Genomic DNA, 13502 nt, shown 5'->3' with positions numbered 1-13502 from the left:
GCTTCTTTCTGTTTGAAGAACGTTGATTCAAAGAGGCTTTGACGCTGTGCACGGTGTTTCGGAACCGCGCACCACTTCCATTCGGGTGGGTGAACGACGCTGACATGCAGCAACGAATCTTTCCGGTGCGGCGCAATTACAACCAATGGGTCGCCAACCAGACTCTGGAAGACTACGCCCTGCGGTTCACCGCCAAGTCCGCCCGGCGCTGGTCACCGGGCAGAGTGGCACTGACCGCCCTGGGCGCGATTTCGTTTCTTGCCCTGGAGGCCATTGGCGCCGCCATCACCCTGAACTATGGTTTCACCAACGCCGCCTGGGCCATCGCCGTATTCAGCGTCACCATCTTCCTGCTCGGCATCCCGGTCAGTTACTACGCCGCCCGCGACGGCGTCGACATTGATCTGCTCACCCGCGGCGCCGGCTTCGGCTACCTGGGCTCGACCATCGCCTCGCTGATCTACGCATCCTTCACTTTCATCTTCTTCGCCCTGGAATCGGCCATCATGGCGATGGCCCTGGAAGTCCTGTTCGGCCTGCCGCTGACGCTGGGCTACGTAGTCAGCTCCGTGGTGGTGATTCCACTGGTGACCCACGGCATCACCCAGTTGACCCGGTTCCAGGCCTGGACCCAGCCATTCTGGGTGATCCTGCAGCTGCTGCCGTTCGTGTTCATTCTCTGGCAGGACCCGCAATCCCTGGACCGCTGGTTCCAGTTCCCCGGGGGCGATACCCGCCATGGCGGTTTTGACCTGTTGCTGTTCGGCGCCGCCTCCACGGTGTTGTTCTCGCTGGTGGCGCAGATCGGCGAGCAAGTGGATTTTCTGCGTTTCATGCCGGAGAAGACCCCCGCCACCCGGGTCCGCTGGTGGGCGGCCATGCTCGCTGGCGGCCCCGGCTGGATCGTGGTCGGCGCCCTCAAGGCACTGGCCGGTTCCTTTCTGGTGGTATTGGCGATTCATCACGGCCTGCCGCAAAGCCAGGCCCAGGAACCGATGCACATGTACCTGATGGCGTTTGCCCACGTCACCAGCCATCCGGCCACCCTGCTGGCACTGGCCGGTATTTTCGTGGTGCTGTCGCAGTTGAAGATCAACGTCACCAACGCCTACGCCGGCTCCATCGCCTGGTCCAATTTCTTCTCGCGCCTGACCCACAGCCACCCCGGCCGGGTGGTCTGGCTGGTATTCAACGTGATGATCGCTTTACTGCTGATGGAGATCGGTATTTACCGGGCGTTCGAGTCGATTCTGAGCAGTTACGCCATGGTGGCGGTGGCCTGGATCGGCGCCCTGGTGGCGGACCTGGTGATCAACAAACCGCTCGGTCTGAGCCCCAGGCACATCGAGTTCAAACGCGCCTATCTGTATGACCTCAACCCGGTGGGCTGCGGTGCCATGCTGCTGGCCACCCTGGTGGGCCTGGCCTGCAAGGCCGGCGTGCTGGGCGCCGCCAGCGAGGCGCTGGCCTCGTTCATCACCTTGTTCGCCGCCTTCGTCTTCGCGCCGCTGATCGCCGTGGCCACCGGAGGGCGCTACTACATCGCCCGGCCGCCGTCACGGCCGGAGTCGGTGGAGGGCAAACCCTGTTGTATCTGCGAACACGCCTTCGACCAGGAAGACATGGCGTTCTGCCCCGCCTACAACGGGCCGATCTGTTCGCTGTGCTGTTCCCTGGACGCCCGCTGCCACGACAGCTGCAAGCAGGATGCCCGCTTCCAGCAGCAACTGATGGGCTGGCTCGCGGGCATCCTGCCGGATCGTGCCCTCAACCACCTGCGCACCCGCATAGGGCATTTTCTCGGGCTGTTGCTGGTGGTGACGTCACTGCTGGCCGCCTTTCTGACGCTGGTCTACTACCAGGCCGCCGCCGGCGAACCGCCGGCACGGGCGGTGCTGGCCGCCACCCTGGCCAAGCTGTTCGTGATTCTGGTGATCATGAGCGGTGTGGTGGCGTGGCTGTTCGTGCTCGCCCACGAAAGCCGCCGGGTGGCGGAAGAAGAAACCCAGAAGCAAACCCGCGCCCTAATGGCGGAGATCAAGGCCCACGAGAAGACCGACCGCGAACTGCAGAAGGCCAAGGAACTGGCGGAAGCCGCCAATCAGGCCAAGAGCCGCTATCTCACCGGCCTCAGCCACGAGCTGCGCTCACCCTTGAACGCCGCCTATGGCTACGCCCAGTTGCTGGAGCACGACCCAGCCATCCCGGACAGCCGCCGCGAGGCCATCGTCGCCATCCGCCGCAGCACCGGTCATCTCTCCGATCTGATCGAAGGGCTGTTGGAGATCTCCAAGATCGAGGCCGGCAGACTGGAGCTGTACCGCAATCGGGTGCGGGTACCGGCGTTGATCGACGAACTGGTGACCATGTTCCGGCTGCAGGCGGAGGACAAGGGCATCGGCTTCGAGTTCATGCCACAAGGGCGCATTCCGGAATGGGTGGCCACCGATGAGAAACGATTGCGCCAGATCCTGATCAATCTGTTATCCAACGCCATCAAGTTCACCGACCGGGGCCGGGTCACTCTGCACTTCCGCTATCGCTCGCAAGTGGCGGAGTTCACCGTGCGCGACACCGGCGTCGGCATCGCCGAGGAAGATCAGGCGCGCATCTTCCGGCCGTTCGAACGGGTGCGCAAACCGGGCATGCCGGTGGTTCACGGCACCGGTCTGGGCCTGACCATCACCAAGCTGCTCGCCGATATCATGGGCGGAGACATCCAGGTCAGCAGCATCCCGGGACAAGGCAGCGAATTCCGGCTCTCGGTCATGCTCTCCAGCCTCGAGCACGGCAACAGCCAGGACCGCGAACCAACCCGTCCGGTGCACGGTTACCGGGGCCCACGCCGGACCTTGCTGGTGGTGGACGACGATCCCTCCCATCGAGGCTTGATCAGCGATCTGCTGACGCCACTGGGCTTTCAGGTGCTGGAGGCGCCGGACGGCCGCACCGCCCTGGCGATGCAAGCCCAGAGCACACCGGATCTGATTCTGATGGACGTGGCCATGCCCGGGCTGAACGGCTGGCAAACCACCCAGGCTCTGCGCCAGGCCGGCTGCCAGGCGCCGATCGTGATGCTGTCCGCCAACGCCCGCGAAGCCGCCCGCGCCAACACCTTCAACGACGGTCCGCACGACGACTATCTGGTGAAACCGTTCAAACTGAGCACGCTGTTGGAAATCCTGGCCCGCCACCTCCGTCTGGACTGGGAACACCGCCCGCCGGCGGCACCGGCCGGGGATGCCCCCGCGCCGCCGTTGGACAAGGCACTGCGTGACGAGCTGGTGGCCCTGGCGGAAATCGGTCACTTGCGGGGGCTGCGGGAACGTCTGGAACGCGCCCGCCGGGACCGGCATCTGCCGGCGCCCCTGGCCGAGACTCTGACTGCCTCCCTGCGCCGCTTCGATTTCCATCAGGTGATACAAGTGCTGGAGCGCGCGCCATGAGCCAACCCGATCGCAAGGACCTGGTTCTGGTGGTGGACGATTCCCCGGACTCCCTGGGCATGATCCACCAGGCCCTGGAACAGGCGGACCTGACCGCCCTGCTCGCCCTGGACGGCCAGCAAGCGCTCAACATCGCCGAAAAGATGGTGCCGGATCTGATCCTGCTGGACGCGATGATGCCGCGGATGGACGGCTTCGAGACCTGCCGGCAACTGAAAAACCGGCCGCCGCTGGCGCCCATTCCTGTGATTTTCATGACCGGGCTCAGCGATGCCGAGGACGTGGTGCGGGGGCTCGAGGCCGGCGGCGTGGACTATGTCACCAAACCGGTGCGCCCCTCGGAGCTGATCGCCCGCATTCGCGTGCATCTGACCAATGCCCGCCAGACTCAGAGCGCCCGCAGCGCCCTGGACCGCTTCGCCCAGGCCGCCTTCTCCACCGGCCGCGACGGCCGCTGGCAGTGGGCCACCCCCCAAGCGGAGCAGTTGCTTAATGACGACACCGGCAATCGCGACAAACGGCTGGCGCTGCTCGCCCGGCACATCGAAGACTGGCTGGCCCGGGCGCCGCAACCGTCGGATCTGCACACCGTCAGTGATGGCGACACCGCCTTTCGCCTGCGTTTTCTGGGCGAGGTCACCGCCGGCGAGTTCCTGTTCCGTATCCATCAGCACGACGAGGAGGAAGGCGCGGAACGCCTGCGCGCCCAGTTGCGGCTGACACCCCGGGAAGCCCAGGTGCTGCTGTGGATCGCCCAGGGCAAGACCAACCGGGAAATCGGCCAGATCCTGACCCTGAGCCCGCGTACCGTGAACAAGCACCTGGAGCAGGTGTTCCGCAAACTGGGGGTGGAAAACCGCACCTCGGCGGCGGCCATGGCGCTGGGGTGCCTGGGGGTGTAGGCGCCTCTTGCAGACCTGGATGCAGAGATGTCTACAAGGCCGCTGTGGGAGCTTGCCTGCAAGCGAATGGGCTTCCGGACCCCAAGATTCGCTTGCAGGCAAGCTCCCACAGCGGCTTCGTAGTCCAGGCGGCGCGTTAGCGGTTCAGCACCTCCGGCATGAACGCCGCCAGCGTCATGTAGGTGAGAATCAGCAGGGAGAACGCCAGCGCCAGCCCCAGCAGCGGGCTGACATCCAGGGAACGGTGATAGATAAAGCTCTGCACCGCCAGTTGCCAGCTCACCAGCATGAAGTAGAGGCCGTCGATGATCGGAATCGGCTGCGCCGCGGCCATGTTGACGATCAGCAGCGGCAGCGCCACCAGGGACAACAACAGGTCCAGCCCCAGCAGCGCCATCATGGTCTGCACCCAACGTGTCAGCAAACCCTTGAAGGCCAGCGCGGCGGTGGTCACGGCGGTGACCAGCGACAGCGAAATCCACTGCACGGCGATCAACTGGCCGGCGGGCAGGCTAGTCTGCAGATTGGCACTGAGCCCTTGCATGATCAGCCAGGCCACCAGCAGGATCACAAGCAGCGGCGGCGTATAGGGCATATCCTCCGGCCCCTTGCGAAACAGACTCAGGCGCCAGAACAGGCGAATCAAAGCGTTCATATCTCCTCCCGGAGCGCTATTGTTCCAGAGCCGGCAGCCGGACACCATCCTGGGGAGCAACCCGGGGGACAGGCCGGTGCCTTTTCCGCTAGAATGCGCGCGATTTCAACGGTAGGCCGCCGCGCCGGCGCGGCCAGCTCAGGGAGTTTGCAATGGGGTCCAGAAACGCCTTTTACGCACAGTCCGGCGGAGTTACCGCCGTGATCAATGCCTCCGCGGCGGGAGTGATCGAAACCGCCCGCGCCCACAAAGACGTGATCGGCAAGGTCTATGCCGGTCGTAACGGCATCATCGGTGCCCTCACCGAGGATCTGATCGACACCAGCAAGGAAAGCAAAAGCGCCATCGCCGCGCTCAAGCACACCCCCGGCGGCGCCTTCGGTTCCTGCCGCTACAAGCTGAAGGACCTGAAAACCTCCCAGCGCGAATACGAGCGTCTGATCGAGGTGTTCAAGGCCCACGACATCGGCTACTTCTTCTATAACGGCGGTGGTGACTCCGCCGATACCTGTCTGAAGATTTCGCAGCTGTCCAAGACCATGGGGTATCCGATCCAGGCGATTCACGTACCGAAAACCGTGGACAACGACCTGCCGATCACCGACGTCAGCCCGGGCTTCGGCTCCGTCGCCAAGTACACCGCGGTGAGCTGCCGCGAGGCGGCCCTGGACGTGGCCAGCATGTGCGCCACCTCCACCAAGGTATTCGTGATGGAAGTGATGGGCCGCCACGCCGGCTGGATCGCCGCCGCCGCCGGTCTCGCCAAGGAACAGAACGAGGACGCCCCGCATCTGATCCTGTTCCCGGAAATCGCCTTCGACCAGCAGGCGTTCCTGAAGAAAGTGGACGAGACGGTGAAGAAGGTAGGCTACTGCGTCATCGTCGTCTCGGAAGGGGCCCGCACCGCCGACGGTACCTTCCTGGCGGACGCCGGCACCACCGATGCCTTCGGCCACAAACAGCTGGGTGGCGTGGCGCCGGTGCTGGCGCAGATGGTGAAGAACGAGCTGGGCTACAAATACCACTGGGCGGTCAGTGATTATCTGCAGCGGGCGGCGCGTCATATCGCCTCCGCCACTGATGTGGAGCAGGCCTACGCGGTGGGCCGCGCGGCGGTGGAATTCGCCGTGGCCGGCAAGAACGCGGTGATGCCCACCATTGAGCGCAAGAAAACCAAGAAGTACGGCTGGACCATCGGTGAGGCGCCGCTGAAGAAGGTGGCCAACGTGGAAAAGAAAATGCCGCGTAAATTCATCACCAAGGACGGTTTCGGCATCACCCCCTCCGCCCGCGACTATCTGGCGCCGCTGATCGAGGGCGAGTCCTACCCGCCTTACAAGAACGGCCTGCCGCAATTCGCCAAGCTGAAACTGGCCGCGGTGGCGAAAAAGCTGAACGATAAGTTCGAGGTATAAGCCGTCTCGAAGAGATCGTGGTCCACGGACCGCTTTGGCTCGCTTGACCTGTATTCGCACAATATTCGCCGCCAAGGCAGCTCCCACAGCGGCTTCGTGGTTCCTCTGTGGGAAGCTGGCTTGCCAGCGAATTACGGGGCAACAGTGCTCCAGGGGCGGCGATATTCTTGGTGACCGGCTCGCCACTAAAGCAAACCATTCTCATTATTGCTACAATTCCCCTGCTCACCTGGACAACCAACCATAACGGGGATCACCATGCGACCAACCACTTTGCGGCTTTCCTCCCTCTCATTGTCCCTGCTTGCCATCGGCGCCTTCCCCACAGCACAGGCGCAAACCTCGGATGAAGACGGCGGCAGCCCCCATCTGCTGGCGCCAGTGGAAGTACAATCCAGCGCCGACGCTTCCGCCGAGGGCCTGAGCAAGGCGTACGCGGGCGGCCAGGTGGCGGAAGGCGGCTCCGTCGGTATTCTCGGCAGCCAGTCGGTGATGGAGACGCCGTACAGCTTCACCAGCTACACCGAGCAATTGATCGAGGACCAGCAGGCCGCCAGTGTCGGCGAGATACTGCTCAACGATCCGGCGGTGCGGGTGGCCCGGGGCTTCGGCAATTACCAGCAGGTGTATCTGGTGCGCGGCCTGCCGGTGTATTCCGATGACATGACCTACAACGGCCTGTACGGTCTGCTGCCGCGCCAGTACCTGGCGTCGGAATTCGTCGAGCGGGTGCAGGTGTTCCGTGGCGCCAATACCTTCCTCAAAGGCGCCGCTCCCGGTGGCAGTGGCCTTGGCGGCGGCGTCAACGTGCTGCCCAAACGCGCCCCCAACGAGCCGATCAACCAGATCACGCTGGGAGTACAGAGCGGCGGTCAAGCCATGGTTGCCGCCGATGTGGCCAACCGCTCCGACGACGGCCGCTTCGGCATTCGTGTGAACGCCGCCCGCCGTGACGGTGACACCGCCGTGGACGGCGAGGAATCGGAGCTGTCCATGGCCCATATCGGCCTGGATTATCGCGGTGACGCCCTGCGCGTCTCCGCCGACCTGGGTTTCCAGAAGCATCGTATCGACGGTGGGCAACCGAATGTCACCTTCGCCCCTGGTGTACCGATTCTGGATGCCCCGGACGCCGACGAATCCCTCGGCCAGTCCTGGACCTATTCGGACTCCAACGACTTATTCGGCACCTTGCGCGCCGAATATGACTTCGCCGATAACATCACCGCCTGGGCCGCACTCGGTGCCCGGCAGGGCGAAGAGAATTCCACCTTCGCCAATCCCACGGTTAACAACACCAGTGGCAACTATACGGCAAGCCGATTCGATACGGCCCGGGAAGATAGCGTCATCACCGGCGAAACGGGAGTGCGTTTCACCTTCAATACGGGAGCGATCGGCCATACCGTCAGCGTGTCCGGCTCCACTTATGAATTGAAGTCGAAGAACGCCTACGCTATGTCAGACGCCAGCGTACCCGGCAATATTTATCAGCCCTCCGATGTCGCCCGTCCGCCTGCTGATTCCTTCTCTGGCGGCGACCTCGACAGTCCCGGCCGCACCATCAAAACCCGCTTCCAGAGCATCGCCATCGCCGACCAGCTATCGATGCTGAACGAACGCCTGCTGGTCACCCTTGGTGGCCGCTATCAAACACTCAAGGACTATAGCTACGACTACGACAGCGGCGATCGCCTCGCTAACGCCAGCTACGACGACAGCACCTTTACCCCATCGGCCGGTGTGCTGTACAAACTCACGCCGTCCGTTTCGCTCTACGCCAGCTACATCGAAGGCCTGCAAAAAGGCGGGCGCGCGGGCATCAACAGTGGCGCGGTGAACACCGGCGAAGCACTGGAACCCTATGAAACCAAACAGCAGGAAGTGGGGGTCAAATTTGATCGCGACCGCCTGGGAGGCAGTGTCACGGTTTTCCGCAGCCGCATCCCCATAGCCGGTCTCAACTCCGCCAATGTCTATGAGATCGTCGACCACCAGGAAAATACGGGCGTGGAATTGATGGCCTATGGCAATCTCACCCGCGATCTCAGCGTACTCGGCGGCGTCAGCTTCCTGGACGCGGATGTGGACGGCAACGACGCCATCGGTTCACCGGAAACCCAGGCCAACCTGAATCTGGAATACCGGGTTCCACAACTGCCGGATCTGGCGTTGGACGGCCGGGTGATCTACACCAGCTCGCAGTATGCGGACGAGGCCAACACCCAGAAAGTCGACTCCTGGACCCGCCTGGATCTGGGCGCCCGTTATCTGATCGCCCTCAGCGACTCCATGTTCCTGACCCTGCGTGGACGGGTGGAGAACGTCACTGGCGAGGACTATTGGGCATCGGCGGGTGGCTTCCCGGGCTACGGCTACCTGACCGTCGGCGCACCCCGCACGGTCCTGCTGTCGGCGACCCTCGACTACTAACCCGACAACCCAGGCGCCCCGCCCCGGGCGCCCAGGCAGCTCTCCGCTATGAAACAGAAAACCCTGACGCTCTGGTCCGCCATCCACAAGTGGACCAGCCTGATCTGCACCGCCTTCATGCTGATGCTGTGCCTCACCGGCCTGCCGTTGATTTTTCATGATGAGATCGACGCCCTGACGGACAGCGGCGATTGGCAACCCGCCAATCCGGACGGTCCCCTACTGTCTCTGGATCAGTTACTCGACGCCGCCCTCGCCCACCGCCCTGGCGAAGTGCCCCTGTTCATGAGCTTCGATACCGACCGGCCGGTGGTCAACGTCACCACCGGCCCCACCCCGGACGCCGCCGCCGGCGACATGCATTTCGCTTCCTTCGACCGCACCAGCGGCGAGGTGGTGCCCGGGCACGAAGGCGGTATCATGGATTTCATTCTGCAGTTGCACACCGATTTGTTCCTGGGCCTGCCCGGCATGTTATTCCTGGGCGCCATGGGGGTACTGCTGGTGCTCGCCATCGTTTCCGGCGTGGTGCTCTACGCCCCGTTCATGCGCAAACTGGACTTCGGCACGCTGCGATACAACCGCTCAAAGCGGCTTAAATGGCTGGACTATCACAACCTGCTCGGCATCGTTACCGTGGCCTGGCTCACCGTGGTGGGCCTCACTGGCGTGGTCAACACCCTTGCCACCCCGATCCTGGAAACCTGGCAGAACCGGTCCCTGGCCGATCTCACCGCCGGCTATCAGGGCGCTACCGTGCCCACTCCCCAGGAGATGGCTTCCCTGGACGACGCCGTGGCCCAGGCTCAGGAAGCCGCCATGAACATGACCTTGCAGTTCGTGGCTTTCCCCGGCGGCGATTGGTCCACGGACTATCACTACGCGGTGTTTCTGCACGGCAACACACCGCTGACCTCTCACATCGTCACGCCGGCACTGGTGGACGCCCGCACCGGAGCGTTCGCGGCCATGCGCGAAATGCCCTGGTACAACAAAACCCTGGCACTGTCCGGACCGCTGCATTTCGGTGATTACGGCGGTTTGCCGCTGAAAATCCTCTGGGCGCTGCTCGACGTGATCACCATCGTGGTGCTGATCAGTGGCCTTTACTTATGGCTCGCCCGCCGCTCCCCCGTCGCGGGCGCGGCACACCGCCAGACACAAGCGTCCCCCACGGGAGGCGCCTCATGAGCCGGCTGTCACCCAACCGGCGCCACAATACGCCGGCGCGCATTTTCGCGGTGCCTGTGCTGATCGCCCTCACCAGCCTGATCGGCCTGGTCGCGGCGCTACTGGGAGATGGCGTCCTGGATGTGGTGTCGTGGGTGGGGTTGGCGGTGCCGGTGGTGATGATCGGATGGGCGATGAAAAGACGGCGCTGACCGCGCCAGGCAGCCGCTGTGGGAACCTGCCGAAGGGCGGCCCTTTGTGTGGAACAAGGGCCGCGATTCCGGCGGGAAGGGCTTCAATTAGTTGAAAACGGTGAAGCTTTCCGCGTTCAGCCACAGGTGAGCGAGCACACTGGCGATATAGCCCAGTGCAATCACCGGGCTCCACTTCAGGTGTCCCATGAAAGTGTAAAGGCCTCGTGCCTGCCCCATCAGCGCCACCCCGGCGGCGGAACCGATGGACAGCAGGCTGCCACCCACGCCCGCGGTGAGGGTGATCAGCAACCAGTGGCCGTGGGACATTTCCGGCTCCATGGTCAGCACCGCGAACATCACCGGAATATTGTCCACCACCGCGGAAATAAGGCCCAAAGCGATATTGGCCCAGGTCGCGTTCCAGCCGGTATAGAGAGCCTCGGATAACATGCCCAGGTAACCCATGAAGCCCAGGCCGCCCACGCACATCACCACGCCATAGAAGAACAGCAAGGTGTCCCACTCCGCCCGCGCCACACGATTGAACACATCAAAAGGCACGATGCTGCCCAGTTGAGACAGGCGTTTGTCATCACCACGGCGCAGGTAATGGCGGCGCTTCTTCTCCAAGGAGCGCGGCAGGGTCCGGCGCAGGAAATAACCGAAGAATTGCAGATAGCCCAGACCGGTCATCATCCCCAGCACCGGCGGCAGATGCAGCACGGAGTGACAGGCCACCGCGGTGGCCACGGTGAGCAGGAACAGAGCGATGATACGACGGGCACCGCGCTTGAGCTCGACCTCTTCCTTCACGCCGCTGGGCTTACGGCTCTTGATGAACAGGCTCATTACCACCGCCGGGATCAGATAGTTGATCAGCGACGGGATCAGCAGATCGAAGAATTCAGTGAAATGAATCAGGCCCGCCTGCCACACCATCAGAGTGGTGATATCGCCGAACGGACTGAAGGCGCCACCGGCGTTGGCGGCCACCACGATATTGATACAAGCCACGTTGATGAAGGGTTTGTCCCCTTCCGCCACCTTCGTCACCACCGCGCACATCAACAGCGCGGTGGTCAGGTTATCGGCGACCGGCGAGATCAGAAAGGCCAGGATACCGGTGATCCAGAACAGTTGCCGGTAGCTGAACCCCTTGCGCACCATCCAGGCACGCAGGGCATCAAACACCCGGCGCTCGTCCATGGCGTTGATGTAGGTCATCGCCACCAGCAGGAACAGCATCAGTTCGGTGAATTCGAGCAGGGTATGGCGGAACGCATGCTCGGCCTCATCGGGCATGCCGGACTGGACGTAAACCCAGCCGATCAACGCCCAGATAATACCGGCGGCCACCAGTACCGGCTTGGACTTGCGCATGTGCAGCTTTTCTTCGGCCATCACCAGGGCATAGGCGAGGACGAAGATGGTGAGGGCAATGAACCCGGCCACCGAGCCGGTCAGATCAAGGCCGCCAGTGGCGGCCAGGGCACCGGGAGCAAACAGCAGAGCCAGGATGGCGAACAGGATCCGGCCTGCTCCGCCGGGAAGGAATCGATATTGGGAGATGTCCAGAGGTCTCAACATGACAAGCCTTTCTGAATCAGAGATACGCGCACGGAAACAAAGCGGGGCGATGCTACCATGGATTGGTGTCTTCCAGTATTGATATGGGACCGTTCCGTAACGGAACCCGCCAGATCATGAAGCTCTTGTTGGCGACTGTCTTGCTGATCCTTGCCGTGCCGGCGGCCCACGCCGACCACGCAGAACCTCTGCTGGTGGTGCGGCACCGCTGGCATACCGGTCTGGTGGTACCCGCTGACAAGCTCGACCCTCATCTGCGGTTTCTGCGCGATCATCTGCCGGATACCGGCTATTACGAGTTCGGTTGGGGCGACGCCGACTTCTACCAACACAACGACAGTGTTCCGCGTCTGCTCAAAGCCCTGTTCTGGCCCACCGACAGCGTGCTGCACGTGGTGGCTCTGGAACGGCATCCGGCGCAACTGCCGCACAAGGATCTGGCCGCCCTGTGCCCGTCACCGGATCACTGGCACCGCCTGACCCGGGCACTGGCGGCGGACTTTCAGCGGAACACGGACGGAACGGTACGTACGGAGGGTCCCGGCTTATACGGCGCCAGCCTGTTCTTCCATGCCGAGGGCACCTTCTGGCTCGGCCGCACCTGCAATCGCTGGAGCTCGCAACGGCTGCGGCAAGCCGGAGCGCCAATACGCGGGACCCTCACCGCTGGCGGCCTGATGCGTCAGCTCAAAGCACTGCCGGCGACCTGTGATGCGGGCCACCGAAACGGCCGGCGCCTTCCTGAAAATAATTAACCTTTTGGTTGACAATTAAAACACCCATCCCCATATTCAACCACATGGTTAACAATAATCCCGACACACTCGATGCCGTTTTCCAGGCCCTGGCCGACCCCACCCGCCGCGCCATGCTGGCACTGCTCGCTGATGGTGAGCGCAAGGTGGGAGAGCTGGCGGCGCCTTTCTCCATGAGCCTGGCCGGTGCCTCAAAGCACATCAAAGCGCTGGAACAGGCGGGACTGCTGACCCGGGAAAAGCAAGGGCGCGTCCACGTCTGCCGGCTGAATGCCGCTCCCATGGCCGGGGCCATGGACTGGCTACGCCATTATCAGGCGTTCTGGAGCGAACGGCTGGACGCTCTGGAACAGGCCCTGCGCCAGGGCGATTGACCTTCAACCCGACCCGGGCCCCACTCTTCAGGAGAACACCATGGATGATTACGCCAAGCTGACCAAACCCGACACTCTGACACTGGAGCGGCTGCTGCCGGGCCCGGTGGAACGGATCTGGGCCTTTCTGACCGAGTCCGAAAAACGCGCCCGCTGGCTGGCCGCCGGCCCCATGGGACTGTTCGCCGGCGGCGCGGTCACCCTGGAATTTCATCATAATGAACTGTCGGAACCCGGCGATACCGCCCCCGAATACCATGCCGACGCCGAGGGCGCGGTGCTGAAAGGCACGGTTACCCGCTGTGAGGCCCCGCATCTTCTGGCATTCACCTGGGGAGAAGGCGGTTCGGAAGTGACCTTCGAGCTGACCCCCGAAGACAACCAGGTGCGCTTGCGGATTACCCATCAACGCTTGACTGGCATGCAAAAAACCAGCGTGGCGACGGGCTGGCATACCCATCTGGCGATTTTGGTGGCGGAGCTGAACGAGATCACACCGCCATCATTCTGGGCGTTGCACACTGAACTGGAAGCCCATTACCGGAAGCAGTTGTCGACCAATTGATTCCAG

Annotated in this window: 11 protein-coding genes; 9 read left to right on the top strand and 2 right to left on the bottom strand. The window is 63.1% G+C overall.

The annotated features are described in order from the left end of the window. Positions 1-104 precede the first annotated feature (104 nt). Both MA04_RS02640 and MA04_RS02635 read left to right on the top strand, forming a co-directional pair. Positions 105-3446, top strand: a complete 3342-nt coding sequence (locus tag MA04_RS02640; RefSeq protein WP_262459363.1) for a hybrid sensor histidine kinase/response regulator — start codon at positions 105-107, stop codon at positions 3444-3446. Then, the gene (locus tag MA04_RS02635) at positions 3443-4348 is read left to right on the top strand and encodes a response regulator transcription factor (protein WP_262459362.1); all 906 of its coding nucleotides are present in this window, start codon (positions 3443-3445) and stop codon (positions 4346-4348) included. Before MA04_RS02640 ends, MA04_RS02635 begins: the two co-directional genes overlap by 4 nt. A 136-nt stretch (positions 4349-4484) precedes the next feature. Here the strand turns inward: MA04_RS02635 and MA04_RS02630 are convergent, their stop codons facing one another. Continuing rightward, positions 4485-5003, bottom strand: a complete 519-nt coding sequence (locus tag MA04_RS02630; RefSeq protein ID WP_262459361.1) for a hypothetical protein — start codon at positions 5001-5003, stop codon at positions 4485-4487. 152 nt (positions 5004-5155) lie between these two features. Between MA04_RS02630 and MA04_RS02625 the strand changes: the two genes are divergently transcribed. From MA04_RS02625 to MA04_RS02610, 4 genes are all read left to right on the top strand, one after another. Beyond that, positions 5156-6418, top strand: coding sequence for a 6-phosphofructokinase (locus MA04_RS02625; protein ID WP_262459360.1), 1263 nt, complete (start codon positions 5156-5158; stop codon positions 6416-6418). Positions 6419-6676: 258 nt separating this feature from the next. Beyond that, entirely contained in the window at positions 6677-8851 is a 2175-nt protein-coding gene (locus MA04_RS02620) for a TonB-dependent receptor (RefSeq protein ID WP_262459359.1), read from the top strand. Between the two features lie 48 nt (positions 8852-8899). Beyond that, on the top strand, positions 8900-10042 hold the full coding sequence (locus tag MA04_RS02615; protein WP_262459358.1) for a PepSY-associated TM helix domain-containing protein: 1143 nt from the start codon (positions 8900-8902) through the stop codon (positions 10040-10042). After that, the gene (locus tag MA04_RS02610; protein ID WP_163125114.1) at positions 10039-10233 is read left to right on the top strand and encodes a hypothetical protein; all 195 of its coding nucleotides are present in this window, start codon (positions 10039-10041) and stop codon (positions 10231-10233) included. The genes MA04_RS02615 and MA04_RS02610 overlap by 4 nt, the downstream gene beginning before the upstream one ends. Before the next feature lie 87 nt (positions 10234-10320). On the opposite strand, the gene nhaD is transcribed toward MA04_RS02610, so the two are convergent. Beyond that, positions 10321-11802: a sodium:proton antiporter NhaD gene (nhaD, locus tag MA04_RS02605; RefSeq protein ID WP_262459357.1), complete on the bottom strand. Its 1482-nt coding sequence runs from the start codon at positions 11800-11802 to the stop codon at positions 10321-10323. 116 nt (positions 11803-11918) lie between these two features. On the opposite strand from nhaD, the gene MA04_RS02600 reads away from it, so the two are divergent. Genes MA04_RS02600 through MA04_RS02590 form a run of 3 tightly spaced genes read left to right on the top strand, consistent with a single transcriptional unit; the run spans position 11919 to position 13496 of the window. Continuing rightward, positions 11919-12557, top strand: a complete 639-nt coding sequence (locus MA04_RS02600; RefSeq protein ID WP_262459356.1) for a DUF2459 domain-containing protein — start codon at positions 11919-11921, stop codon at positions 12555-12557. A gap of 44 nt (positions 12558-12601) precedes the next feature. Then, complete coding sequence (locus MA04_RS02595; protein WP_063140395.1) at positions 12602-12931, top strand: ArsR/SmtB family transcription factor; 330 nt, start codon at positions 12602-12604, stop codon at positions 12929-12931. A 40-nt stretch (positions 12932-12971) separates the two neighbouring features. Continuing rightward, positions 12972-13496 carry an SRPBCC family protein gene (locus tag MA04_RS02590; protein WP_262459355.1) on the top strand — a complete coding sequence of 175 codons (525 nt, stop codon included), beginning with the start codon at positions 12972-12974 and terminating at the stop codon, positions 13494-13496. Positions 13497-13502 lie beyond the last annotated feature (6 nt).

The organism is Alloalcanivorax balearicus MACL04 (assembly GCF_025532145.1).
GTDB lineage: Bacteria > Pseudomonadota > Gammaproteobacteria > Pseudomonadales > Alcanivoracaceae > Alloalcanivorax > Alloalcanivorax balearicus.
Note: the sequence above shows the minus strand (reverse complement) of the source record. Positions and strands in the feature narration are given on the sequence as shown.